Source organism: Comamonas sp. 4034, from assembly GCF_050434545.1.
Classification (GTDB): domain Bacteria; phylum Pseudomonadota; class Gammaproteobacteria; order Burkholderiales; family Burkholderiaceae_C; genus Comamonas; species Comamonas odontotermitis.
In genome coordinates this window covers 449,966-473,517 of sequence record NZ_JBNDIT010000001.1, presented here as the reverse complement: position 1 = coordinate 473,517, position 23,552 = coordinate 449,966, and the positions used below count along the sequence as shown (strand labels likewise).

Below are 23,552 nucleotides of genomic sequence, written 5' to 3'. Positions count from 1 at the left end.
GAGACTGCCATGCGCATACTGCGCCGCCACGCCCTTGGAGCCCTGCTGCTGTCGCCACTGATGGCCCTGGCGGCCAGTTGGCCCGAACGCCCCATCACCATCGTCGTGCCGGCAGCCGCAGGCGGCACGACCGACATCGCCGCCCGCGTGTTGGCAGAGAAGATGGGCTCTGCCCTCAAAACCAGTGTGATCGTGGAAAACAAGGCCGGCGGCGGTGTCAGCATCGGCACTGCATTCGTCGCCCGCGCCAAGCCCGATGGCTACACCCTGCTGATGGGCAATATCGGCCCGGTGGCCATCAATTTCAGCCTGTACAAGAAGCTGCAGTACAAGGAGACGGACCTGCGTGGCATCACCAATGTGATCTCGGTGCCCAACATCCTGGTCGTCAACGCTGACACGCCCGTCAAGAACGTGCAGGAGCTGATTGCCTGGGGCAAGCAAAAGCCACTGACCGCGGCCACTTCGGGGATCGGACAGTCACCACACATGTCCACAGAAATGTTCCGCCAGAAAGCCGGGCTGGACGTGACCCTGGTGCCACACAGCGGCGCAGCACCTGCTGTGACCGCTCTGCTGGGCAAGCAGACGGATTTCATGATCGACAACCTGCCCAGCTCCATCCCGCACATCAAATCGGGCAAGTTCCGCGCGCTGGCCATCACCAGCAAGGAGCGCTCACCCCAACTGCCAGACGTGCCCACCATGCGCGAAGCCGGTGTGCCGATGGACGTGACGGCGTGGTTCGACCTGCTGGCACCCGCAGGGACGCCGGACGCCATCGTTCACCGTATCCAGCAGGTGGCACACGACGCCATGCAGACCGCAGAGATCCGCAGCAAGTTTGCCGAGCTGGGTGGTGTTCCCGGCGGCGAAAGCGCTGCCGAGCATGACGCCTTCATTGCGCAGGAGCGCAAGAACTGGGCGCAGATCGTCAAGGCCGCCAACCTCTCGCTGGACTGACCCTTCCCTCTATTCTTCTTCTGCTGTCATGACTGCTTCCGTATCCGAACAACTGGCCCAGGCCTTTGGCTCCATTCCCGCCATGGTGGAGGCCAACGCCAAAGAGCGCCCGAACCATACCGCCCTGGTCCTGGGCGACACCCAGCTCAACTACGCGCAGGTGACGCAAGGCATGCGCCAAGTGACATGCGCCTTGCAACGCCAGGGCCTGCAGCCCGGCGATGTCGTCGCCATCTGCGCCAGCAGCTCACCCCGCTATGTGCTGGCCTACCTGGGAGCCCTGTGCGCCGGTGTGGTCGTGGCGCCGCTGGCGCCTTCCGCCACGGCCGCGCATCTGAGCGCGATGCTCGCCAACTCTGAGGCCCGGCTGGTGCTTCGCGATGCCGAAGTGGCAGCGCAATGGCCCGTGCAGGAAAATGCCCAGGTGCAGTGCATTGCGCTGGACGATGCGCCAGAGGCAGGCACGCCCTGGTCTGCATGGCTCCATGGCATTGCCGCCGATGCACAGCCCGCACCCATTGCGCCGCAACCAGACTGGCCCTTCAACCTGATTTACTCATCGGGCACCACCGGTGTGCCCAAGGGCATCGTGCAAAGCTGGGGCATGCGCTGGTCGCATGTGCAGCGCGCCGTCACCAACGGCTACGGGCCTGACGCCGTCTCGCTGTGCGCCACGCCACTGTATTCCAACACCACCCTGGTGGCAGCGCTGCCTACGCTCGCATTGGGCGGCACCCTGGTGCTGATGCGCAAGTTTGACGCGACCCAGTACCTAAAACTGGCCCAGCAACACCATGCCACCCACACCATGCTGGTTCCGGTGCAGTACCAACGCCTGCTCGATTGCCCGGCATTCGATGCAGCCGATCTGAGCCGTCTGCAGAGCAAGTTCTGCACCAGTGCGCCGTTCAAGGCAACACTCAAGGCCGAGGTGCTGCGCCGCTGGCCTGGCAAGCTGATCGAGTACTACGGCATGACCGAAGGCGGCGTGCGCTGCGAGCTGCATTGCCACGATTTTCCGGACAAGCTGCACACCGTGGGGCGCGCCGGCCCCGGTGCCGATATCCGATTCATCGACGAGCAAGGCAACGAGCTCCCGCCCGGCGCTCAGGGAGAAATCGTCGGCGCCTCTGCGGGCATGATGACGGGCTACTACCGCCTGCCGGACAAGACCCGCGAAGCCGAGTGGTTCAGCGCCAGCGGCGAGCGCTTCATACGCAGCGGCGACGTGGGCCAGCTGGATGAAGACGGCTTCATCGTGCTGGGCGATCGCAAGAAGGACATGATCATCACCGGCGGCTTCAACGTCTACCCAAGCGACATCGAAAGCGTACTGCTGCAGCACCCCGAGGTGCGCGAATGCGCCGTGGTCGGCGTGCCTTCGGAGGCCTGGGGTGAGACGCCCGTGGCCTATGTGGTGGCGCAGCCAGGCACAGGGCCTGCGGCACAGGCGCTGCAGAATTGGCTCAACAGCCGCGTCGGCAAGACCCAGCGTGTGGCTGACGTGGTACTGGCCGAACAACTGCCCCGCAGCGAGATCGGCAAAGTACTGAAGCGCGAGTTGCGTGACCTGTACGCCCGCACGCACACCAGCGCTGCATGACCCCTCAATTGATGATGGCCCAGGAGACACGGATGCACCACCCCCGCCCTTCCACCATGCGCCGCGCACTGCTCGCCAGCCTAGCATTCGCCGCCTGCTCGCTGCAGCCCGGCCTGGGCCACGCTGCAGACTGGCCCAGCAAGCCCATACAGCTGGTCATTCCCTACCCGCCCGGCGGCAGCGCCGACCTGCTGGGTCGGCCGCTGGCCATGCAGCTGCAGCAGCAGCTGGGTCAGTCGGTGGTGCTGGAATACAAACCTGGCGCAGGCGGCACCCTCGCATCGCAGTATGTGGCGCGTGCCAAGCCTGACGGCTACACCGTGCTGATGGTGCTGGCCGCCCATGCCATCAACGACAGCCTCTACCCCAAACTGCCGTACGACACGCGCAAGGATTTTGCACCGGTCTCGCTGGTTGCCAATCTGCCGATGATCGTGGTGGGCAGCAGCAAACTGCCAGCAAAGAACATCCCTGCGCTGATCCAGGCCGCGCAGGCAGCACCAGGAAAGCTGACCTTCGGCTCGGCTGGCAACGGCAATACGGGGCATCTGGCGGGTGAGCTGTTTGCCAGCACCGCAGGCATCAAGATGACGCATGTGCCCTACAAGGGCAGCGCCGGCGTGGTCAACGCCATGCTGGCGGGCGATATCGACTTGACCTTCGACAGCATCTCCACCTCCATTCCGCATGTACGCAGCGGCAAGCTGCATGCCTTGGCAGTCACCAGTGCCAAGCGGTCTGCGCTGGCACCCGAAGTGCCGACGGTGCAGGAGCAGGGCCTGAAGGACTTCGACATCACCGGCTGGTATGCCGTGATTGCCCCTGCGGGTACACCCGCCGACATCACTGCCAAACTGAGCCAGGAAATTGCCAAGGCGCTGAAGAACCCGCAGGTACAGACGCAGCTGGCGGCCAGCGGCTATGAGCCTGTGGGCTCCACGCCGCAAGAGCTGGACGCACACATTCAGCGCGAAATCGACCGGTGGGCAGCTGTGGTCAAGGCCACGGGCGCGCGGGTCGACTGAACGACTGCGTCTCCCGCAAAAGAAAAACGCCCTGTTTCTACACAGGGCGTCTTTGCATCCATTCACAGCAGGCACAGAAAACTGCAGATTTCCGCCTCGCAACTTCCCGCTCAAGACAGCTCGCTCCACTGCTCCCACCCCCGGGCACGCAACTGGCAAGCGGGGCACGTTCCACAACCATAACCCCAGCTGTGCAGCTGCTCTCGCTGCCCCAGGTAGCAGGAATGCGAGTCGCGCCGCACCAGTTCCACCAGTGCATTGCCACCCAGCGCGTGCGTGAGCGCCCAGGTCTGCGCCTTGTCGATCCACATCAGCGGGGTTTCCAGGGTCAACGGCCGGTCCACGCCCAGGCTCAATGCCACCTGCAACGCCTTGAGGGTGTTGTCGCGGCAATCCGGATAGCCCGAATAATCCGTCTGCGACATGCCGCCGACCAGCACGTCCAGCCCACGTCGATACGCCAGTGCCGCAGCCAGGGTGAAGAACAGCAGATTGCGCCCTGGCACAAAGGTGTTGGGCAGACCGTCGGCCTGCATGGCGATGGCCACGTCATCCGTCATGGCACTGGCGCCCAGTTGGCCCAGCACATCCACATGCAGCAGATGGTCATCACCCAGTCGCCCTGTCCACTGTGCCTGCATGGCCAGCAACCCCTCGCGCAGCTTGGTGCGGCAATCCAGCTCGACACGATGGCGCTGGCCGTAATCGAAGCCCAGGGTTTCCACATGCCCATAGCGCGACAAAGCCCATGCGAGGCAGGTGGCCGAATCCTGCCCGCCCGAAAACAGCACCAGCGCTCGTCGTGACGAATTCATGGCGCTGCCACCGCAGGTACGGTACCCTGCCGCATGTTGCGGACGATGGCCGCTAGCAGCACGCCGTAGGCAGGCACGAAAAGCAGCAGGCTCACGGCAAGCTTGATGACGTAGTCGACCATGGCGATCTCCACCCAGTTGGCCGCCATGAAAGCGTTGTCACTGCGCCAGAAAGCGATGAAGAAAAACGCCACCGTATCCAGCGCCTGCCCGAACACCGAAGCAGCGGCAGGCGCCAGCCACCAAGCACGGCTTTGCTGGCGAATGCGGTCAAATACCTGAATGTCCATCAGTTGCCCCAACACATAGGCGGCAAAGCTGGCAAACGCAATCCTAAAGACAAAGCTGTTGAAATCGAAAAGCGCATCCATTCCGTTGAAGCGCCCCTCATGAAACAGCACACCGACAACGTAGGAAACCACCAACGCAGGCAGCATGGCCTGCGCGATGACGCGCCGTGCCGGCCCCTTGCCAATGAGGCGCACGGTCAGATCGGTCGCGAGAAAGATGAATGGAAAGCTGAATGCTCCCCAGGTGCTGTGAAATCCCAGCAGCGTGATGGGCAACTGCACCAGGTAGTTGCTGGCGATGACGATGGCGATATGAAACGCCACCAGGAGGGGAAGATAAAGCGGCACGCGCGATGGCGATGCCTGAACGGGTGTCATGACAATCCTTTTTGGTGAATGGGGGTGAGGGAACCCATTGGGACGACAAATAATGAGGCCGTTATTGTAGCGGCCAGGACTATTCCCCGCATCGTACTCGGCCCTGCCGGCAGCCGCTACTGCGTAGCTGCACCCAGGCAGGGCCACCGAATCATGAAAAAGCCCCGGCAGAGCCGGGGCTTGGCATGGAAGGCAGCTTTCAGCGCGAAGCGGCCAGCGCTTCCAGTGCGGCGCGCAGCGCGGCATCGTTGTTTGCCTGCTCTGGCGTGGCCTCGGCAGGCACCTTGCGCAGAATACCGGCGATGCGCCCGGATCCCTGCGTCAGACGGTTGGCATAGACTGCGCCCTCGTCCGAGCCATTGCTGAAGCGCCAGCTGCCTTCTCCCTGGTTCACGCTCCAGGTCATCACAAACGAGCGCACTGTATCGCTCGATGTGCTGCTGCGGAATTTGACGCACTGCGTCTTGCCAGCATCGGTGCCCCGAATCATCTGCTCGCAGGCAAACAGGCCGTTATACGACACGGCCATCCCGGTGCTGTACGACGAACCCTGCGTCACACGCGTCAGCTCAATGGGGTCATGCTCGATCAGCCCTGCCGTGTTGGCATAGACGGCGCTCCACAGGCCCAACAATGCCTCCGGGCTGTTGTCATAGCCAAACTGAAAGCGCTTCAGTTCCTTTTCAGGCTCACCCGGCAGGGTGATGAAGCCTTGGGTACCGCTGATGAAACGGATACGCACATTGCCCGGGCTCCCTCGCTCAACGCCGCTTTGCGGGCCGCTACCCAGATAACGGCCACCTTCATAGCGGCCCAGGCGGGCGTCCAAGATATTGTTATCGCCCAGATGGCCGGTAGCCATGTAGAACGTCGGCTGGCCGTTGCGTTCGTATGCATAGACCTGCATCACCACCGTGTCGTTTTGCACATCGATGGCAAAACCTCGGCCAGGTGCACCGTTCAACTCATCACTGATGATCCAGGTGCCTCCCTGGGGCACAAATGCATGGGCCATGCCGGTCACAGCCAGTGCGGCAGCGGTAATGGTGTGTTTGAACATGTTTCACTCCTGCGTTTTCGGCACTGCCAAGTCACAGTGCCATCTTGCAGCGAGTATATCGGCGAGGTGCCGGCAGAACGTGTCAGACCGTTTCAGCGCGGCGTGTCGCCAGTTGGTGACGAAGAACCGTCTTGCGAGCCAGTGCAATCACCGGCGCATCCACCATGCGGCCATTCACTACACAGACGCCGCCTTGCGCAGCCTCTGCCGCGGCCAGCACCTGTTGCGCCGATTGCAACTGTGCGCCGCTTGGGGTATAGGCGGCGTTCACTTCGGCCACCTGCATCGGATGGATACATAACTTGCCGCCAAAACCGCCGCGCACGGCGCGCTCGGCGTCAGTCCGCACCACGCTGCCGTCCTGCGTGTTGACCGTGACACCATCGATCGGCGCGGGCAATTGCGCACGGCGCGATGCCAGCACCACCGCAAGCCGCACTGGCACCAACTCGGTTTCATCAGCGGCACAGGCCATACCTGCGTCCACCTGAAAATCCAGATGACCAAATGCCAGCCGCAGCACCTTGGGCGCCTGTGCGATGGTGTCGATGCAATGCAACCCCCACACCGATTCGATGATGGGCACCACCACGCCACCATCGCCCATCGCATCAGCCAGCAACTCCAGTGCAGCAGCCTCCTCGGCTTTGGGCAGCACGGCGCCTGCACAACCCTGCTGGCATAGCTCGCGCAGCGCCCGTACATCGCCATCAAACCATTGGGTACCTGGCGCGTTGATGCGTACCAGCACCCGCGCACGCTGCGGAGCAGCCAAGGTCTGCATCGCGCCCAGCAATGCATCCCGTGCCGCATCCTTGTCGGCGGGCGCCACCGCATCCTCCAGATCTACGATCACGGCATCGGCACCGCTGGCCAGGGCCTTGCCAATACGTTCGGGACGGCTGGCCGGAACGAACAGCCACGATGTGGCACAGGCCAAGGGGTGATTCTCAAATTTCATAGCAAACCAACATTTCACAACCCGCACCATTCGCAGATTCGGATCGAAGAAGCAGCCCCAGGCTGCCCCGGCGACTGGCGATCAAAATCCGCTCACTCCGCAGTCACCCCTGCAGCGCGGATCACCGTGTTCCAGCGCTTCACTTCGGATTCGAGCAAGGTTTTCAGGCTCTGCGGCGTAGCGCGGTCGGGTGTCACCAGTTCGCTGCTCAGGTCAGCAATGCGCTGCACCACCACCGGATCCTTCAAGGCCACATTGAGCGCCGCGTTGATCTTCTTGATCACTTCGGCAGGCGTGCCCTTGGGCGCATACATGCCGTGCCACACCTTCACATCAAAGCCCTTGAGGCCCTGCTCGTCCAGTGTCGGAACATTTGGCATCGTCGACAGACGTTGCGGCGTGGTCACGCCGAATACCTTGACGCGATTGCCATCCTTGATGACGGGGGCAGTCTGCGTGGTCTGGTCGCACAGCAGATCCACCTGCCCGCCCATCAGGTCATTCATCGCGGGGCCGGCTCCCTTGTAGGGCACGGTGGTGAGCTTCACACCGATCTGGTGCATGAACAACATACCGCACAACTGTGAGACGGCGCCGATGCCCGCATTGGCCAGGGAGACCTTGTCCTGGTTGGCTTTCACGTAAGCGAGCAGTTCCTGGAAGTTGCTGGCCGGAAAGTCCTTGCGCGAGAGCAAGGTCATCGGCACATCGAGCACCTGCCCGATGTATTCGAAATCCTTGAGCGGGTCATAGGGCAGCTTCTTGTACAGCGCAGGCGCCGTAGCCATGCCCATGTGGTGAATCAGGATGGTATAGCCGTCGTTCTTGGCACGTGCCACACGGGCGGGGGCAATCGTGCCACCTGCACCCACGGTGTTTTCCACCACCACCGTCTGGCCCAGCGATTTGCCCATGGGAATGGCCAGCATGCGCGCCACCACATCGGTCGGGCCCCCGGCGGAATACGGCACCACCATCACCACCGGCTTGGTCGGCCAGTCTTCGGCCAGGGCCTGACTGTGAATGGCAAGGCCCGCACAGGCCAGCAGGGCCGCGCCTGCAGTTTTCTTCAGCAACGAATAGCGCATCTTGTCTCCTCGGTTATCGGGTGTGGCAGGTACATGGCCTGCTTGTTGTCTTATACGGCTTGCAGCAAGGTTTCGACCCTGGTCCAATCCCGTACTTTCCACAATTTGTGTACGGCGTTTTGCATCTGTGCAGCAGGCACCTCCTTGCAGAACGCGCCCAGGCGCAGCGCCTTGTCGGTCAGTTCCTCGCGGCTCAGGGTATTGCCCGGGTCGCCCTTGGGCTCGTCGACACGGCCATGCAGCGTGCGGCCATCGGCGGTGGTCACCGTCACCTTGCCGATCCAGCGCCGGGGGTAGGCGGAGTCCACTTCGGTATCCAGCACCATGCTGACCTTGTCGCGCAGCGCCATGGTGTCCTGCGCGCGGTAGTCGTTGTCGAATTCGGTCAGGCCCGCAAAGCCATGGCGCGCAGCCAGGGCCAACACCGTTCCCATCGAGAATTTGCTCTGGTGCACCGTGCTCGGATCAACCACGGGCCCCAGCACATCGATGGCAGCCTGGTGCACATGGGTCACCACGCCCGCAATGTCGGGCACCTTCAGCTGGTGCTCGCGCATCACCTGCAGCAGCGCGTCTGCGGCAGGGTGGGTATGGCGGCAGGACGCATGCCACTTGAACGATGTCTCCGCCGTGGCCCAGCGTGTTCCCAGGCCGTCGATCAGCCGGGCCGGGTCGCTATCGGTGGACATGCCCGCTGCCATGCCCTGCGGCCCGCAGAAAATGTCTGCCGCGCCCGTGAAACCATCGCGTGCCAGATAGGCCGCCATCAGGCCCGCGCCAGCCGCATGCGCAGTGTGCAGCTGCTTGCTGTCGGCCGCCGTGCGCAGAAATTCCCACAAGCCCGCCGACTGCGTACCTGCAGAGCCGAAGGCGTGCAGCATCTGCGCCGCATTGAGGCCCAGCAGATGGCCAACGGCCGCCGCAGCCGCCAGGGTGCCCGCCGTGCCCGTGGTGTGAAAGATCTTGTAGTGCGAGCGGCCCAGGAACTCGCCCACACGGATGCCCACTTCGTACCCCGCCACGCAGGCAGTGAGCAGATCCTTGCCCGACTTTCCCAGCGCCTGCGCAACGGCCACTGCAGGCGGAAACACCACGGCCGCCGGATGGAACACCGAGCCGTTGTGCACATCATCCTGCTCTGCCACGTGCGATGCAGCCGCATTGGCCATGGCGGCCAGGTAGGGGCTGCTGGTGGCGCCTTGCGGGCCGATCACTTCAGACGGCCCTTGCTGCGGGCCCATGGCCAGTGCAAAGCGGGTGATGCTGGCCACCGGCCGCGCATTGTGGCCTGCAACCGCAGAGCCAAACCAGTCCACCCACAGGTCTTCAGTCTTCTGGATGACTGCCTCGGGAATGTCGCTGTATTTCAACTTGGCGGCAAAGTGGGCCAACTGGGCTGCGGGGGTAGGTGTTGCGGGTGTTGTTGTCATGGTTCTTGTATCTCCAACGGGCATCAGATGCCGGATGCCTTGTGCACTGCAGCCAGTGCATCGGGTGTCAATTGCAACTCCTGCAGAATCGCTGCGGTGTGTTCGCCTACTGCAGGCACCGGGTCCATGCGGTAGCTGTACTGGTTGTTGCGGCCGGGCGGCAGCAAGGCGGGCACGGCGCCCACAGGTGTTGCCACATCGGCAAAGCGCTGGCGGGCGATAAGCTGCGGGTGCGTCCACAGGCCAGCCATGTCGTTGACGTGCGCGTTGGCGATACCGGCATCGTCCAGTCGCTGCACGACCTCATTCGCCTTGAGGGCGCCGAAGATGCGCAGGATCTCGGCCTGCAATGCTTCGCGGTTGGTGTTGCGGCGGGCATTGCTGTCAAAGCGCGGATCTGTGGCCAGTTGCGGCGCAAGCAGCACCTGATCACAGAAAATCTTCCATTCGCGCTCGTTCTGCAAACCCAGCATCACCGTGCCGCCATCACCCGCCACAAACGGGCCGTAGGGGTAGATGCTGGCGTGCGATGCGCCGGTGCGCGGCGGCGGCGCAGCGCCTTCGAATGCGTAGTACAGCGGGTAGCCCATCCATTCGCCCAGCGCTTCGAGCATGGATACGTCAATGTGGCTGCCCTCGCCCGTCTTGCCCCGCAGCAGCAAGGCGGACAGGATGTTGGTGTAGGCGTACATGCCAGCGGCGATATCAGCCACCGAGATACCTGATTTGCTCGGCGTCTCAGGTGTACCGGTGACGGAGAGAAACCCCGCCTCGCTCTGAATCAGCAGGTCATAGGCCTTTTTGTCGCGGTACGGGCCGTCTTCTCCATAACCGCTGATATCGCAGACGATGAGTTGCGGAAACTCGGCATGCAGCGCCTCGTACGACAGCCCCATGCGCGCGGCCGCGCCGGGCGCCAGGTTCTGCAGCAATACATCGGCCGAGCCCAGCAGTTGTTTCAGCGCGGCGAGCGATGCCGCGTCCTTCAGATCGAGCGCCAGGCTCTCCTTGTTGCGGTTGAGCCAGGTGAAGTGCGATGACTGGCCGCGCACCCGGCTGTCGTAGCCGCGTGCAAAATCGCCGCTGCCGGGCCGCTCCACCTTGATGACGCGGGCGCCCAGGTCGGCCAGTTGGCGCGCGCAGAAAGGCGCTGCAACCGCGTGTTCCAGCGAGACGACGGTGATCCCATCCAAAGGTCGTGTCATGGCGGGGTTTCTTGATTCAGTGTCCATTGAATAGCCAGCGGCGCTGGCCTCACAAGAATTTCAGTAAAAAATTTGTTTGAGACGCTTGTGTGGTGCGCGCAATCAGCTCACTTTTTTAAATCAAAACGAACGTGGCAGGCCCAGGATGTGCTCGGCCACATACGAGTAAATCAGGTTGGTCGAAATCGGCGCCACCTGGTACAGGCGCGTCTCGCGGAACTTGCGTTCCACGTCGTATTCGCAGGCAAAGCCAAAGCCGCCATGGAACTGCAGGCAGGCATTGGCTGCCTCCCAGCTCGCCTTGGCCGCCAGGTACTTGGCCATGTTGGCCTGGGCGCCCATGGGTTCGTGCTGGTCGAACAGCTCGCAGGCCTTCCAGCGCATCAGGTTGGCGGCTTCCACTTCGATGAAGGCATCGGAGATCGGGAACTGCACGCCCTGGTTCTGGCCAATCGGGCGGCCAAACACCTCGCGCTCGCTCACATACTTGGTCACGCGATCCAGAAACCAGTAGCCATCGCCAATGCACTCGGCGGCGATCAAGGTGCGCTCGGCATTCAGACCATCAAGGATGTACTTGAACCCCTTGCCCTCCTCCCCGATCAGGTTCTCTTCAGGGATCTCCAGGTTCTCGAAGAACAGCTCATTGGTCTCGTGGTTGACCATGTTCAGGATCGGGCGCACCGTCAGGCCCTTCTTCTCGGCCTCGCGCAGGTCCACCATGAAGATCGACATGCCTTCGCTCTTCTTCCTGACCTCGGCCAGCGGCGTGGTGCGCGCCAGCAGGATCATGAAGTCGCTGTGCTGGATGCGGCTGATCCACACCTTCTGGCCGTTGATGACGTACTTGTCGCCCTTCTTCACTGCCGTGGTCTTGATCTTGGTGGTGTCGGTGCCCGTGGTGGGCTCGGTCACACCCATCGATTGCAGGCGCCATTCACCGCTGGCAATCTTGGGCAAATACTTCTCCTTCTGCGCAGCGCTGCCGTGGCGCAGCAGAGTGCCCATGTTGTACATCTGGCCGTGGCACGCGCCCGAGTTGCCGCCACAGCGGTTGATCTCTTCCATGATGACCGAAGCCTCGGTAAGGCCCAGGCCCGAGCCACCGTATTCCTGCGGAATCAGCGCCGCCAGCCAGCCCGCCTTGGTGAGTGCGTCCACAAACGCCTCTGGGTAGGCGCGCGCCTCGTCCACCTTGCGGAAATATTCATCGGGAAACTCGGCACACAGCGCACGGATGGCATCGCGGATTTCGTGAAAATTGTTGGAGCTGGTGTGTTCGATCATGGAATCAATCTTTTGAATCAAAAAGGCCTTCTGTGTGCTACCAGCAAGCGCTGGCAGCTCTTTTTTCAGGAGTATTTGCGAAACATCTTCGTCAGCGGACCGTGGCGGTCGCCTGCATGGTGAGCCAGCCTTCGTGGTCATGCGCCCACAGCTTGATGGTCTTGCCATCGGGCTGCGGCTGGCCCAGCACGGTGAAGGGGTGCAGGTCAAAGGTCGGGCGGACCGCCTTGAATGAAAAATCGGTCAATACGGCGTCAGGCGCATTGCGGCGCAGCAGATCAACCAGCAAGGTTGCAATCAGCGGGCCATGCACGATGAGACCGGGATAGCCTTCCTCCTGCGTCACATAAGAGCGGTCGTAATGGATGCGGTGGCCGTTGAAGGTGAGCGCCGAATAGCGGAACAGCATCACCGGATCGGCGTTGATCTCGCGCTTCCAGGCCGCTACGGTTTCGGCAACGGTAGGTTGCGGCACCGGATCGGTCGGCAGTGCCGCTGCACGGTAGACGATGTCATGCGCTTCGGTCAGCGCCACACCGCGTTCATTGCGGTATTCGTGCTGTACCAGCACGAACAGCAGCTCCCCGGAGCGGCCCACCTTGTGGTCCACCGATGCAATGCGCGAGATGCGCTCCACGTTCTGGCCAATCTGGATCGGGTTGTCGGCATTCCACTGCAAGCGCCCGCCCGCCCACATGCGGCGCGGCAGCGGCACCGGTGGCAGAAAGCCGCCGCGCGCCGGGTGGCCGTCGGGCCCGAGCAGGCTTTGTCGGGCCATGGGCAGAAAATTCGCCCAGTGCCACAGCGGCGGCAGAGGGTCGCCGGCCTGGGGCGCCGCGTCATCGCGGTCCAGGGTGGCCGATAGGCCAGCCACCGGTACGGCAGCAATCAGGTCGTGCAGGGATTCGGATTTACCAATCCAGCTTTGCAGGTGCGCCACCTGCGCAGGCGTCAGCGCGGCAGCGGATGAGAGGGTTTGCGACATGGTGGCACTGTCGCAGGCTCTGCGGGCCAAAGCAATCACAGAAATTGGAACGCATCCTTTTGCGGCCACGAAGACGAAGGGTTAGCCCGCATTCGCCTCACCTGCCAGCCCCAGGCGGAAGAGCCGCTCTCGAAAGACAGCCGCTGCACACCGTCATACCGTGCGCGAGCGCGTCCGCTCATTTTCGAGCCCACGGTTTCAGTTTGCCTAAGGGCTTCCTCTGGATTTGCGAATTGGCAAGTCGGTTTTTGGAGAGCATCCTCGGAGGCACTCCATAAACACAGATCCAAGGAAACAGACATGTCCCAAATGCTCGAAGGCAAAGTCGTCATCGTCACCGGCTCCGGCGGCGGCATTGGTCGCGATATGGCTCTGGCCATGGCCAAGGAAGGCGCGAAGGTCGTGATCAACGACATCGGCACCTCGACCAGTGGCGAAGGCCATGACGACGGCCCCGCGCAAAAGGTGGTCAACGAGATCAAGGCCGCTGGTGGCGAGGCCGTGGCCAACACCGACAGCGTCTCCGACGCCAACGCCGCAGCCCGCATCGTGCAGTGCGCGGTCGACACCTTTGGCAAGGTGGACGGCATCGTCAACAACGCCGGCATTCTGCGCGACCGCTTCTTTCACAAGATGAGCGTCGATGAATGGGACGCCGTGATCAAGGTGCACCTGTACGGCAGCTACTACGTGGCACGCGCTGCGGCCAACCACTTCAAGGAACAGGAAAGCGGCGCCATGGTGCACATGACGTCCACCTCGGGCCTCATCGGCAACCTGGGGCAGTCCAACTATGCAGCCGCCAAGCTGGGCATCGTGGCACTGTCCAAGAGCATTGCGCTCGACATGGCCAAGTTCAACGTGCGCAGCAATTGCATCTCGCCCTTTGCCTGGAGCCGCATGATCGGCTCGATCCCCACCGACACGCCAGAGCAGCAGGCCCGCGTGGACAAGTTGAAGCAGATGACGCCCAACAAGATCGCGCCGCTGGCCGTGTACCTGCTGAGCGACCAGGCCAGGGACGTGAACGCGCAGGTATTTGCCGTGCGCAATAACGAAATCTTCCTGATGAGCCAGCCGCGCCCGTTGCGTTCGGTGCACCAGGGCGAGGGCTGGACGCCCGAAGACATCGCCAGCCACGCCATACCTGCGCTGAAATCGTCCTTTGTGCCCATGGAGCGTTCGCCGGAAGTCTTCAGCTGGGATCCCATCTGAGCCCCCTCGCTCCAGCCACGTTGCACCGCTCCCGTCGGTGCAACGCACCATAACAACCAGAGAGACAAGCACCATGGCCATCCACTACCAGCAACTCAAGAGCCGGGCGTTCGAGCCAGTGCGCCAGCACTACACCCAGCGCGACACCATGCTCTACGCACTGAGCCTGGGCGTAGGCAACCACCCGCTCGACACGAAAAATCTGCCGCTGGTATACGAAGGCATGGACCAGCCACTGCAAGCCCTGCCCACGATGAGCTCGGTACTGGGCTACCCCGGCTTCTGGATGAAGCAGGAGGACAGCGGCATCGACTGGGTCAAGCTGGTGCATGGCGAGCAGCGCACCACCATCCACCAGCCCGTACCGGTGGAAGCCAAGGTGGTAGGCAGGACGCGGGTCACACGCATCATCGACAAGGGCGCTGGCAAGGGTGCCATCGTGGTGAGCGAGCGCAGCCTCGAAGGCGAGGACGGCACACGCTACGCTACGCTGGAGCAGGTTACCTTCTGCCGTGGTGACGGCGGCTACAGCCAGGAATTGGGTGGCCAGCCCAGCGACGAATCGCTGCCCGCCCTTGCAGCCACGCCTGATACCGCTGCGCAGTGGACGTTCGAGCACCGCATCCGCCCAGAAGCGGCTCTGCTCTACCGCCTGATGGGCGACTACAACCCGTTGCACGCCGATCCCCGCGTGGCTCAGGCCGCAGGGTTTGAAAAACCCATTCTGCACGGCCTGGCCACCTACGGCATGGTCGGCCACGCCCTGGTGATGACCGCCTGCGGCGGCGATGCCAGCCAGTTGCGCAGCATCCATGCACGCTTCTCGTCCCCCGTCTACCCGGGCGAGACACTGCGCACCGAGATCTGGCAGAACGGCAAGTCATTGCAGTTCCGCGCGCTGGTGGTGGAGCGCAACATCGTTGTGCTCAGCCATGGCAATGGCAGCGTGGCCTGATGCCCTCGTCGCCCTCTGCCCAAGGTAGGCACCTTGCGCTGGCAGACCTGGATCTGGCGCAGTTCATCCGCGCCGGAGACACCATCGTCTGGGGACAGTCGGCCGCCGAGCCGCTGTCGCTGATGCAGGCCTATGTGGCACAGCGCCATCGCTTTGCCCGAACACGGGTGTTTCTGGGCATTGGCGGCAGCGCCACCCTGCATCCCGAGCATGCCGATGCCATCGACATGACAGGCTATGCCGCAGGCGGCTCGCACCGTCTCCTGGGCATGGCGGGCGTGCTCGATCCCATGCCCTGCCACTACTCGCAGATTCCGCTCCTGATCGCCAGCCGCCGCATTGCGGTGGATGTCGTATTTGTGCAGGTATCGCCCCCCAACGAAGCTGGCGAATGCAGCCTGGGCCTGGCGCACGACTATATGGCCGCAGCCATGCGCAGTGCCCGCTGCGTGATTGCCGAAGTCAATGCCGATGTACCCTGGGTGCATGGCGCCACGCTGCGCCTTGATGAGATTGATGCCTGGGTGCAGAGCGACCAGCCCGTGGTGGACGTGCCCGCAGGCAAATCCGGCGAGGCCGAAGCCGCCATTGCCCGGCATATCGCCGGCCGCATCGAAGATGGCTCCACTTTGCAGCTGGGCATTGGCAACCTGCCCGATGCGGTACTGCAGGCGCTGCACGGGCACCGCAACCTGGGCCTGCACAGCGGCACCATCGGTGATCGCGCGGCTGACCTGGCAGAGGCTGGCGTCATTACCAACACCCACAAGGGCATCGACGCCGGTGTGAGTGTGACCGGGCTGCTGATGGGGACCGCGCGCACCCGCCGCTGGGCCCACCGCAATCCCGCGCTGCGCATTGCCGGTACCGAATACACCCACAACGCCCGCGTGCTAGGGCAGATCAACAGGCTGGTGGCCATCAACGCCGCGATCGAGGTGGATCTGACCGGCCAGATCAACGCCGAAGTGGTGGCTGGCCAGTACCTGGGCGCCGTGGGCGGCGCCATGGATTTTCTGCGCGCTGCCGCCATCAGCCCCGGCGGGTTGCCCATCGTGGCACTGCCTGCCACTGCACGTGGGCAGTCGCGCATCGTCGCTCGGCTATCCGGTCCGGTATCGACGCCGCGCGCCGATGCGGGCTTGATCGTCACCGAGCACGGCGTGGCCGACCTGCGCGACCTGAGCCTTTCCGGGCGCATGCAGGCCATGCTGGCCATTGCAGCGCCAGAACACAGAGACACATTGAGCGCCAGCGCTCGACAGTATTACGCCTAACGCTATCAGAATTGAGGAGACAAGCATGCGCAGAGCAGCCATCGTGACCCCCTTGCGAACCCCCGTCGGCACCTACGGCGGCAGTCTGCGCCCCGTATCGGTGGAAGAGCTGGCCGCCACTACGGTGCGCGCCGTGGTGAACAGAAGCGGTATCGACCCCAGCCGTATCGATGACGTGGTGTTTGCTCAGTCGTACGCCAGCAGCGAAACGCCCTGCGTGGGCCGCTGGGCCGCATTGCAGGCAGGCCTGCCGGTAGAGGTGCCGGGCATGCAGCTGGACCGCCGATGCGGCGGCGGCCTGCAGGCCGTGGTGACCGCCTGCATGATGGTGCAGAGTGGCGCTGCCGATGTGGTGATTGCGGGTGGTGTGGAAAGCATGAGCAACATCGAGTACTACACCACCGACCTGCGCTGGGGCAAGCGCGCGGGCAGTGTGACCATGTACGACCGCCTGGACCGGGGCCGCGAACGCTCGCAGCCGGCAGAACGCTTCGGCATCATCTCCGGCATGATCGAAACCGCCGAGAACCTGGCGCGCGACTATGGCATCAGCCGGGAAGCTGCCGATGCGTTTGCCGTGCGCAGCCACCAGCGCGCCGCTGCCGCCTGGGAAGCGGGCCGCTTCAACGCCGAGGTGGTTCCCGTGAGCGTGCCGCAGAAAAAGGGCGATCCCACGCTGTTTGAATGCGATGAGGGCTTCCGTGCAGACGCATCGATGGACAGCCTGGGCAAACTGCGCGCACTGATGAAGGGCGGTACCGTCACTGCGGGCAATGCCAGCCAGCAGAACGATGCTTCTGCGGCCTGCCTGATCGTGGCGGAAGACAAGCTCAAGGAACTGAACCTGACCCCCATGGCCAGCCTGGTGGGTTGGGCCGCCGCAGGTTGCGAGCCATCGCGCATGGGCATTGGCCCGGTGCCTGCCGTCAAGAAACTGCTGGCCAAACTGGGGCTGTCCATGCACGACATGGACCTGGTCGAGATCAACGAAGCCTTTGCCTGCCAGGTGCTGGCCGTGCTGCAAGGACTGGAATGGGATGACCCCGAACGCCTGAACGTGAATGGCTCAGGCATCTCGCTGGGCCACCCCATCGGTGCAACAGGTGTGCGCATTCTGGCCACCTTGCTGCATGAACTGGAACGCCGCAAGGGCCGCTACGGGCTCGAGACCATGTGCATCGGCGGCGGCCAGGGCATTGCTGCAGTGTTCGAGCGGTATTGACCCTGCGGCGCAGCACGCCTCTTTCGCAAAACAGACCAGCGTTCAAGACCCGGTGCGATACCAGCCTTGCACGAGGGAGCAGACTTTAGGAGACAAAACATGACCACTTTCAATCGCCGCAGCCTGCTGGCCGCTACCGCTATCGCCTGTGCTGCATTTGCCGTCTGTGGCGTTGCGCGCGCCCAAGGCTCGGGGGCGCCCGTGCGCCTGCTCGTAGGCTACTCTGCGGGCGGACCGGTGGACCAGGGGGCTCGCCTTTTTGCCATTGCGCTGTCCAAGGAGCTCGGCCAGACCGTGGTCGTCGAGAACAAGACTGGCGCCAACGCCACCCTGGCAGGCAGCGAAGTGGTGCGCGCCAAGCCTGACGGCCTGACCCTGTGGTTTGCCGCCAGCCCCACCATCACCATCAGCCCCAATGTGATGAGCAAGATGCAGTTCGATCCTGCCAAGGATCTGACGCCCATTGCGCCGGTTCTGAGCTACTACAACGTGCTCGTCGTCAACAACGACCAACCTTTCAAGAATACGCAGGAGCTGGTTGCGTATGCCAAGTCCCACCCCGGCAAGCTCAACTATGCGTCGGCTGGCGTTGGCGGCTCCAACCACCTGGGCGCGCTGCTGTTTGCCAAGCGCAGTGGCATCGAGATGAACCACGTGCCCTACAAAGGCAATGCCCCCGCGATGACCGATGTGATCGGCGGCCAGATCAACATGATGCTCGACATCATCAGCACCGCCAGCACCTACATCCACAGCGGCAAGGTGCGCGCCATTGCCGTCACCTCGCCGCAGCGCAACCCCTCGCTCCCCAACGTTCCCACGTTTGCCGAAAGCGGCATCGAGGGTCTCAAAGGCTTTGATGTGGGCGGCTGGTACGGGGTGTATGGCCCCAAGAACATGCCTGCGGATCTGACCGCCAAGCTCAACAAGTCCATCAACGCAGCGCTGGCGCAGCCCGAGCTCAAGGCCAAGTACAAGGAGCTGGGCTATGACGAGTGGGTGGGCAGCCCGCAAAAGCTGGCCGAGCGCGCCGCGCAGGAACGCCAGATGTGGTCCACCGTAACCCAGGGCATTGTGATTGACTGATCGCGCTTCGCAGGGCACTGTCGTGCTTTCAATTGCGGGCCGTGCGACCCCTTGCAGACGCTGAGAGAAATGAGAAGAACCGATGGTTGACCGTATTCACGAACTGCTGGACCGCTGGCTGCAGGAGGCGCCCAACCGCCCTTTCATCCATCTGCCTGATCGCGTCCTGAGCTACGCCGATCTCGGCAAACTGGTGGACGCGCTGGAAGCCGAGCTGCGCAGCCAGCAGGTGCGCCCCGGTGACCGCGTTCTGGTCGTGGCGGAAAACTGCCCCGAGCATGCCGCCCTGCTGCTGGCTGCCAGCCGCGTGGGTGCCTGGGCCTGCGGCGTGAATGCGCGCATGGCACCGGGTGAGGTGCGCGCCTTTGCCGACAAGGCCGACGCCCGCATCATCTACTTTACCGACCGCGTCTCCAAAGCCGCAGCCGCGCATGGCGAGCGCTTTGGCGCCACGCCTTCGTGCGTGCCGGGTCTGGCGCACAGCGCCGTGTTTGCCGATGCCCGGCCTGAGCCCGAGCCAATGGGCAACCCGGTGGCGGCCATCATCTTCACATCCGGCACCACCGGCGCGCCCAAGGGCGTGATGATGAGCCACCGTGGCGTGGCGCACTTCGCGCGCGTATCGGCGCAATCGCGCCAGCTGGGGCCACAGGACAAGGTCTACGCCTTTGTGCCGATGACGCATATCTTTGGCCTGGGCACCGTGCTGCTGGCGTCGCTGCATGCGGGTGCGGCGCTTGAGATGCGCAGCCAGTTCGAGCCCGCCGACCTGATGGATGCGCTTTCCCACCACTGTATCACCCAGCTGCAAGGCCCACCCACCCTGTTTGCACGCCTGCTGCAGTATTGCGAGCAGCAGGGAATCACCCGCCCCGCAGCCCCCCAACTGCGCTATCTGTACACCGGTGCGGGGCCGCTTGATCTGGCCCTCAAGCAGAAGGTGGAAGCCCTGTTCGGCCAGACGCTGCACCATGGCTATGCCATGAGCGAATACGCGGGCTCGCTGCACCTGACACGCATGGAAGAAGCCCGCAGCGACACCAGCGCAGGCTATTGCATCGAAGGGGCCGAACTGAAGATTGTGGATCCGAGCACCGGCGCCACCCAGCCATGCGGTGAGCGGGGTGAAATATGGGTTCGCGGCGCAGGCCTGATGCCCGGCTATTTCCGCGATGCCGAGGCCACAGCGACCGCACTGCGCGACGGCGGCTGGTACGCCACAGGCGACCTGGGCGAGCTACATGCTGATGGCGCACTGTTTGTGGTGGGGCGCCTCAAGGAGATGATCATCCGCTCGGGCTTCAACGTCTACCCCAGCGAGGTCGAGCATGCGCTGAACAGCTTCCCCGGTATCCAGCGCGCCGCCGTAGTGGGCCAGAAAGAGGCTGACGGCAACGAGGCGGTGATCGCCTTCATCGTGCAGGATGCCAGGCATCCGCCGGATGCCGATGCGCTGCAGGCGCACCTGCGCGAACACCTGGCGCCCTACAAGCGCCCTGCGCGCATCATTGCCATCGACGACCTGCCCGTCAACGCCAACGGCAAGGTCATGAAGCGCGAACTGCAGGCTCGCCTGGAGTCATCCTGAACTATCAAAAAAATAGCATTTTGTGCTTTCTAACGGGGCGCGGGCGCTATTTTTTCCATGAATTCATTCAGGCTCGCTGCCGACAGTTCGCCCACACGCATGCCCTGCAACCGGCCATTGGCATCGTAGAACAGGGTCGTCGGCAAGGCGCGGCTGCCAGCCACCTCGGTCATGGCATTCCTCGGGTCCAGCAGCACCTGCGCTTCCGGCAGACCAAAGCCGCGTGCGGCAGCCAGAGCCACCTCGGGCTTTTCCTGCTGGTTGACCCACAGGAACTGCACCTGCGGATAACGCCGCTGTGCTTCAAGCAGCGCAGGCATTTCACGCACGCAAGGCGTGCACCAGCTGGCCCACAGATTGATTACCACGGGCTTGCCTTTGAACTGATCGAGTGCGTGCGTCTTCGCGTCCAGCGCTACCAGTTGCAGTGTCGGCAGGGCCTTGTCGCTGCCCGACAATTGCTGCACCAGCGCATTGCCGCCCAGCCATACTGCGCCAAACAGAACCGCAGCACCGGCCAATGGCTGAAAGACGGCCTGCTTGCGCAACCACAGCCACCAGATGTATATGATCGCCACCGCCAATGCGGCCCAGGGCTCCCAGCCACCGTCACGGATATTGATGATGGACAGCGGCTGCGCCAGGTATTCGTCGGCATAGCGAGCCACAAAACCTGCGCGTGCGGCCACCAGGGCCAACAGCGACAACAGCCAGACATGGGGTGCGATGGTCAACCCCAGCTTGCGTGCCCAACGCGTACACAACTGGTCAGACGCCAGAAACGCCAGCAGCAAGACCAGCAAACCCCAGGGCAACGCAAACGGCCCAACCTGCAAACTGGCGCTCATGAATGTTCTCTTTCCAATCAGAAAAAAAGGGCTGCAGAGGTCATCTGCAGCACCTGTGTATCCACTGTCGGAGTGCCCGGCCCGCCATTGGTTCCCCGCAAGCGCAGCGCAAGTAACTAGCTGCCCCAGGATTTCACCATGTTCGGCGGCCATATATAGTGTGCAGACTCATTTGCCAAAGCAGCGGGCAGGGGCCCGACCCATCGCCCATTGAATGGAGCACAGAAACCATGAAGCTCAGCAACAAGGCAGCCCGATTCGGATGGTGGTTCTCTGCATGCTTTCTGCTGATGTGCGCCATGTTTACGTACATCCTCATTCGCGATGGCCTCTCGCATGTGCAGACTGATTCACCATCCGCTTTCGACCACGCCCTGCCATGGCTCATGCCAACCGTACTTGCGGTGTTCTGGGCTGCCGGGCTTGGCGCAGCCTGGTATCTGATGGGCATCCCTTGTATCGAGGCAAGGGTTGACGCTTCCGGGTGCGTGCATATTCTCAGGCGCTATCCACTCAGGACAGAATCCCAGATCATTCACGCGGCAGACCTTGCCGGAGCAGCGCTTGTGGAGACCAAAGATTCAGAGGGCGATCTGTACTACTCCATCAGACTGACCACCGCTGATGGAATGCAGATGGATGTCGCACAGAGTCCGGATCGCGCAATTTGTGAAGCCGCGTTGAGCCGCTTCAACGCAGCCTTGAGAGCATCGGCCGCCGGGTAGCCCTTTGGTGATGCCCGGATAAAGCCGTCCCAGGCATCACCAGCTCATCTTTCCATCAATGGCAGCTGGCTTACTGGTCCTCGCTCACCAGCTTGATGTTGCAATACGCCTGCAGCCCTTCAATGCCACACTCGGATCCCCAGCCGCTTTCCTTGATGCCACCGAACGGCGCCTCGGCCATCGAGATGTTCAAGGTGTTGATCCCCAGCATGCCGGTTTGCACGCCGTTGGCCAATTGCTGGCGCACGCCGCTGTCCTGCGTGAAGGCGTAGGCCGCCAGGCCATACTGCAGGCGGTTGGCGCGGCGCAGTGCCTCTTCCATGTTGTCCACAGGATTGATGAGCGCCACCGGGCCAAACGGTTCCTCGTTCATCAGGCCTGCGTCTTCATCGACATGGCTGAGCACGGTGGGCTCCCAGAAGAAGCCCGCGCCCGGCATGCGCTTGCCGCCTGTATGCAAGGTGGCACCGCGTTTTTGCGCGTCGGCGATCAGGCGCGTCAATGCTTCAATGCGGCGCGGGTTGGCCAAAGGCCCCATGGTGCTGGCCTCTTCCAGGCCATTGCCCACCTTGAGCTGCTTTGTGCGCTCCACAAATGCCGCTACAAAGCTGTCGAACACCTCGCGGTGCACATAAAAGCGCGTGGGCGAAATGCAGACCTGCCCTGCATTGCGGAACTTGCCCGCAACCAGCGCATCAGCGGCCTTGGCCACGTCTGCGTCCTTCCAGACAATGACGGGTGCGTGGCCGCCCAGCTCCAGCGTGGCGCGCTTCATGCTCCTGGCGGCCTGCGAGGCAAGCATCTTGCCCACCGCAGTAGAGCCGGTGAACGAGAATTTGGCAACTTCGGGCTGGTCGAGCAGATAGCCTGATACTTCTGCTGGCACGCCAAACACCATGTTCAGCACACCAGCGGGCAGCCCGGCGTCGTGCAGCACGCGCACCAGCTCCTGCGCAGTGGCCGGGGTTTCTTCTGCAGGTTTGAGGATCAGCGTACAGCCTGCAGCCAGCGCCCCTGCGATCTTGCGAGCGGGAGTGATGGCGGGAAAATTCCATGGTGCAAAGGCGGCGCAGACACCGACCGGCTCATGGTGCACGGCAATGCGCTGGGTAGGCGTCTTGCCGGGTACCAGGCGGCCATAGTTGCGGCGGCCTTCTTCGGCGTACCAGTCATAGGTGTCGGCGGCGGCCAGTACTTCGAGCCTTGCTTCGCGCAAAGGCTTGCCCTGCTCCAGCGTCATGCAGGTGGCAATATGGGTGGCACGTTCGCGGATCAGGCTGGCAGCCTTGCGCAGGATGTCGGAGCGCGCAAGCGGCGATGTGCGTTTCCAGCCTTCAAAGGCCGCACTGGCCGCCTGCAATGCAGCCTGCAGATCGGCCTGGCTAGCGTGGGGAAGATCGCCCAGCACCGATTCGTCCACAGGGTTGAACACCGGCTCGCTCTTGCGCCCCTCGGGGGATAGCCATTGGCCATTGATAAACAGCTGCAATTGTGGATAAGCATGGGACATGGTTGGCTCCTGCGGGTGCTTTTAGTGCATGAAGCG

21 protein-coding genes are annotated in these 23,552 nt (G+C 63.0%); 10 read left to right on the top strand and 11 right to left on the bottom strand.

Features of this window, described 5'->3' with window-relative positions; translation table 11 throughout:
* Positions 1 to 9 precede the first annotated feature (9 nt).
* From ABIE32_RS02135 to ABIE32_RS02125, 3 genes are read left to right on the top strand one after another with little or no spacing between them, the layout of a single operon-like run.
* A complete protein-coding gene (locus tag ABIE32_RS02135) occupies positions 10 to 963 on the top strand; it encodes a Bug family tripartite tricarboxylate transporter substrate binding protein (RefSeq protein WP_429013416.1) in 954 nt (317 codons plus the stop codon).
* Between the two features lie 28 nt (positions 964 to 991).
* Complete coding sequence (locus ABIE32_RS02130) at positions 992 to 2,566, top strand: class I adenylate-forming enzyme family protein (RefSeq protein ID WP_429013413.1); 1,575 nt, start codon at positions 992 to 994, stop codon at positions 2,564 to 2,566.
* A gap of 32 nt (positions 2,567 to 2,598) precedes the next feature.
* Positions 2,599 to 3,591, top strand: coding sequence for a tripartite tricarboxylate transporter substrate binding protein (locus tag ABIE32_RS02125; protein ID WP_429013630.1), 993 nt, complete (start codon positions 2,599 to 2,601; stop codon positions 3,589 to 3,591).
* 110 nt (positions 3,592 to 3,701) lie between these two features.
* On the opposite strand, the gene queC is transcribed toward ABIE32_RS02125, so the two are convergent.
* The 9 genes from queC to ABIE32_RS02080 all read right to left on the bottom strand — a co-directional run bounded on the left by queC (position 3,702) and on the right by ABIE32_RS02080 (position 13,090).
* Positions 3,702 to 4,406, bottom strand: coding sequence for a 7-cyano-7-deazaguanine synthase QueC (queC, locus tag ABIE32_RS02120; protein ID WP_429013410.1), 705 nt, complete (start codon positions 4,404 to 4,406; stop codon positions 3,702 to 3,704).
* Positions 4,403 to 5,074, bottom strand: a complete 672-nt coding sequence (locus ABIE32_RS02115) for a 7-cyano-7-deazaguanine/7-aminomethyl-7-deazaguanine transporter (RefSeq protein WP_429013408.1) — start codon at positions 5,072 to 5,074, stop codon at positions 4,403 to 4,405. Before ABIE32_RS02115 ends, queC begins: the two co-directional genes overlap by 4 nt.
* Positions 5,075 to 5,273: 199 nt before the next feature.
* Positions 5,274 to 6,134, bottom strand: a complete 861-nt coding sequence (locus tag ABIE32_RS02110) for a hypothetical protein (protein ID WP_429013405.1) — start codon at positions 6,132 to 6,134, stop codon at positions 5,274 to 5,276.
* An 82-nt stretch (positions 6,135 to 6,216) separates the two neighbouring features.
* Positions 6,217 to 7,095, bottom strand: a complete 879-nt coding sequence (locus tag ABIE32_RS02105) for an HpcH/HpaI aldolase/citrate lyase family protein (RefSeq protein ID WP_429013402.1) — start codon at positions 7,093 to 7,095, stop codon at positions 6,217 to 6,219.
* Between the two features lie 92 nt (positions 7,096 to 7,187).
* Positions 7,188 to 8,183, bottom strand: coding sequence for a tripartite tricarboxylate transporter substrate binding protein BugD (locus ABIE32_RS02100; RefSeq protein ID WP_377779522.1), 996 nt, complete (start codon positions 8,181 to 8,183; stop codon positions 7,188 to 7,190).
* 50 nt (positions 8,184 to 8,233) lie between these two features.
* On the bottom strand, positions 8,234 to 9,613 hold the full coding sequence (locus ABIE32_RS02095) for an MmgE/PrpD family protein (RefSeq protein ID WP_429013399.1): 1,380 nt from the start codon (positions 9,611 to 9,613) through the stop codon (positions 8,234 to 8,236).
* A 23-nt stretch (positions 9,614 to 9,636) separates the two neighbouring features.
* Positions 9,637 to 10,818, bottom strand: a complete 1,182-nt coding sequence (locus tag ABIE32_RS02090; RefSeq protein WP_224150899.1) for a CaiB/BaiF CoA transferase family protein — start codon at positions 10,816 to 10,818, stop codon at positions 9,637 to 9,639.
* Between the two features lie 120 nt (positions 10,819 to 10,938).
* On the bottom strand, positions 10,939 to 12,105 hold the full coding sequence (locus ABIE32_RS02085; RefSeq protein ID WP_429013397.1) for an acyl-CoA dehydrogenase family protein: 1,167 nt from the start codon (positions 12,103 to 12,105) through the stop codon (positions 10,939 to 10,941).
* 91 nt (positions 12,106 to 12,196) lie between these two features.
* Complete coding sequence (locus ABIE32_RS02080) at positions 12,197 to 13,090, bottom strand: FAS1-like dehydratase domain-containing protein (protein WP_429013394.1); 894 nt, start codon at positions 13,088 to 13,090, stop codon at positions 12,197 to 12,199.
* Between the two features lie 309 nt (positions 13,091 to 13,399).
* On the opposite strand from ABIE32_RS02080, the gene ABIE32_RS02075 reads away from it, so the two are divergent.
* The 6 genes from ABIE32_RS02075 (at position 13,400) to ABIE32_RS02050 (ending at position 20,433) form a co-directional block, all read left to right on the top strand.
* Complete coding sequence (locus tag ABIE32_RS02075; RefSeq protein WP_429013627.1) at positions 13,400 to 14,305, top strand: SDR family oxidoreductase; 906 nt, start codon at positions 13,400 to 13,402, stop codon at positions 14,303 to 14,305.
* Between the two features lie 73 nt (positions 14,306 to 14,378).
* Positions 14,379 to 15,260, top strand: coding sequence for a MaoC/PaaZ C-terminal domain-containing protein (locus ABIE32_RS02070; protein ID WP_429013391.1), 882 nt, complete (start codon positions 14,379 to 14,381; stop codon positions 15,258 to 15,260).
* On the top strand, positions 15,260 to 16,537 hold the full coding sequence (locus tag ABIE32_RS02065; protein WP_429013389.1) for an acetyl-CoA hydrolase/transferase family protein: 1,278 nt from the start codon (positions 15,260 to 15,262) through the stop codon (positions 16,535 to 16,537). The genes ABIE32_RS02070 and ABIE32_RS02065 overlap by 1 nt, the downstream gene beginning before the upstream one ends.
* 25 nt (positions 16,538 to 16,562) lie before the next feature.
* A complete protein-coding gene (locus ABIE32_RS02060; RefSeq protein WP_429013386.1) occupies positions 16,563 to 17,759 on the top strand; it encodes an acetyl-CoA C-acetyltransferase in 1,197 nt (398 codons plus the stop codon).
* Positions 17,760 to 17,858: 99 nt separating this feature from the next.
* Complete coding sequence (locus tag ABIE32_RS02055; protein ID WP_224150892.1) at positions 17,859 to 18,845, top strand: Bug family tripartite tricarboxylate transporter substrate binding protein; 987 nt, start codon at positions 17,859 to 17,861, stop codon at positions 18,843 to 18,845.
* Positions 18,846 to 18,927: 82 nt separating this feature from the next.
* Entirely contained in the window at positions 18,928 to 20,433 is a 1,506-nt protein-coding gene (locus ABIE32_RS02050; protein ID WP_429013383.1) for a class I adenylate-forming enzyme family protein, read from the top strand.
* A gap of 29 nt (positions 20,434 to 20,462) precedes the next feature.
* On the opposite strand, the gene ABIE32_RS02045 is transcribed toward ABIE32_RS02050, so the two are convergent.
* The gene (locus ABIE32_RS02045) at positions 20,463 to 21,281 is read right to left on the bottom strand and encodes a TlpA family protein disulfide reductase (protein ID WP_429013380.1); all 819 of its coding nucleotides are present in this window, start codon (positions 21,279 to 21,281) and stop codon (positions 20,463 to 20,465) included.
* Between the two features lie 230 nt (positions 21,282 to 21,511).
* On the opposite strand from ABIE32_RS02045, the gene ABIE32_RS02040 reads away from it, so the two are divergent.
* On the top strand, positions 21,512 to 22,006 hold the full coding sequence (locus ABIE32_RS02040) for a hypothetical protein (protein WP_429013378.1): 495 nt from the start codon (positions 21,512 to 21,514) through the stop codon (positions 22,004 to 22,006).
* A gap of 70 nt (positions 22,007 to 22,076) precedes the next feature.
* Here the strand turns inward: ABIE32_RS02040 and ABIE32_RS02035 are convergent, their stop codons facing one another.
* Positions 22,077 to 23,516, bottom strand: a complete 1,440-nt coding sequence (locus tag ABIE32_RS02035; protein ID WP_429013376.1) for an NAD-dependent succinate-semialdehyde dehydrogenase — start codon at positions 23,514 to 23,516, stop codon at positions 22,077 to 22,079.
* Positions 23,517 to 23,552 lie beyond the last annotated feature (36 nt).

What these genes read in the sequence shown, in the direction of transcription:
- ABIE32_RS02135 (WP_429013416.1), top strand. Translation starts at nt 10, where the DNA reads ATGCGCATACTGCGCCGCCACGCCCTTGGAGCCCTGCTGCTGTCGCCA.
- ABIE32_RS02130 (WP_429013413.1), top strand. Translation starts at nt 992, where the DNA reads ATGACTGCTTCCGTATCCGAACAACTGGCCCAGGCCTTTGGCTCCATT.
- ABIE32_RS02125 (WP_429013630.1), top strand. Translation starts at nt 2,599, where the DNA reads ATGCACCACCCCCGCCCTTCCACCATGCGCCGCGCACTGCTCGCCAGC.
- queC (WP_429013410.1), bottom strand. Translation starts at nt 4,406, where the DNA reads ATGAATTCGTCACGACGAGCGCTGGTGCTGTTTTCGGGCGGGCAGGAT.
- ABIE32_RS02115 (WP_429013408.1), bottom strand. Translation starts at nt 5,074, where the DNA reads ATGACACCCGTTCAGGCATCGCCATCGCGCGTGCCGCTTTATCTTCCC.
- ABIE32_RS02110 (WP_429013405.1), bottom strand. Translation starts at nt 6,134, where the DNA reads ATGTTCAAACACACCATTACCGCTGCCGCACTGGCTGTGACCGGCATG.
- ABIE32_RS02105 (WP_429013402.1), bottom strand. Translation starts at nt 7,095, where the DNA reads ATGAAATTTGAGAATCACCCCTTGGCCTGTGCCACATCGTGGCTGTTC.
- ABIE32_RS02100 (WP_377779522.1), bottom strand. Translation starts at nt 8,183, where the DNA reads ATGCGCTATTCGTTGCTGAAGAAAACTGCAGGCGCGGCCCTGCTGGCC.
- ABIE32_RS02095 (WP_429013399.1), bottom strand. Translation starts at nt 9,613, where the DNA reads ATGACAACAACACCCGCAACACCTACCCCCGCAGCCCAGTTGGCCCAC.
- ABIE32_RS02090 (WP_224150899.1), bottom strand. Translation starts at nt 10,818, where the DNA reads ATGACACGACCTTTGGATGGGATCACCGTCGTCTCGCTGGAACACGCG.
- ABIE32_RS02085 (WP_429013397.1), bottom strand. Translation starts at nt 12,105, where the DNA reads ATGATCGAACACACCAGCTCCAACAATTTTCACGAAATCCGCGATGCC.
- ABIE32_RS02080 (WP_429013394.1), bottom strand. Translation starts at nt 13,090, where the DNA reads ATGTCGCAAACCCTCTCATCCGCTGCCGCGCTGACGCCTGCGCAGGTG.
- ABIE32_RS02075 (WP_429013627.1), top strand. Translation starts at nt 13,400, where the DNA reads ATGCTCGAAGGCAAAGTCGTCATCGTCACCGGCTCCGGCGGCGGCATT.
- ABIE32_RS02070 (WP_429013391.1), top strand. Translation starts at nt 14,379, where the DNA reads ATGGCCATCCACTACCAGCAACTCAAGAGCCGGGCGTTCGAGCCAGTG.
- ABIE32_RS02065 (WP_429013389.1), top strand. Translation starts at nt 15,260, where the DNA reads ATGCCCTCGTCGCCCTCTGCCCAAGGTAGGCACCTTGCGCTGGCAGAC.
- ABIE32_RS02060 (WP_429013386.1), top strand. Translation starts at nt 16,563, where the DNA reads ATGCGCAGAGCAGCCATCGTGACCCCCTTGCGAACCCCCGTCGGCACC.
- ABIE32_RS02055 (WP_224150892.1), top strand. Translation starts at nt 17,859, where the DNA reads ATGACCACTTTCAATCGCCGCAGCCTGCTGGCCGCTACCGCTATCGCC.
- ABIE32_RS02050 (WP_429013383.1), top strand. Translation starts at nt 18,928, where the DNA reads ATGGTTGACCGTATTCACGAACTGCTGGACCGCTGGCTGCAGGAGGCG.
- ABIE32_RS02045 (WP_429013380.1), bottom strand. Translation starts at nt 21,281, where the DNA reads ATGAGCGCCAGTTTGCAGGTTGGGCCGTTTGCGTTGCCCTGGGGTTTG.
- ABIE32_RS02040 (WP_429013378.1), top strand. Translation starts at nt 21,512, where the DNA reads ATGAAGCTCAGCAACAAGGCAGCCCGATTCGGATGGTGGTTCTCTGCA.
- ABIE32_RS02035 (WP_429013376.1), bottom strand. Translation starts at nt 23,516, where the DNA reads ATGTCCCATGCTTATCCACAATTGCAGCTGTTTATCAATGGCCAATGG.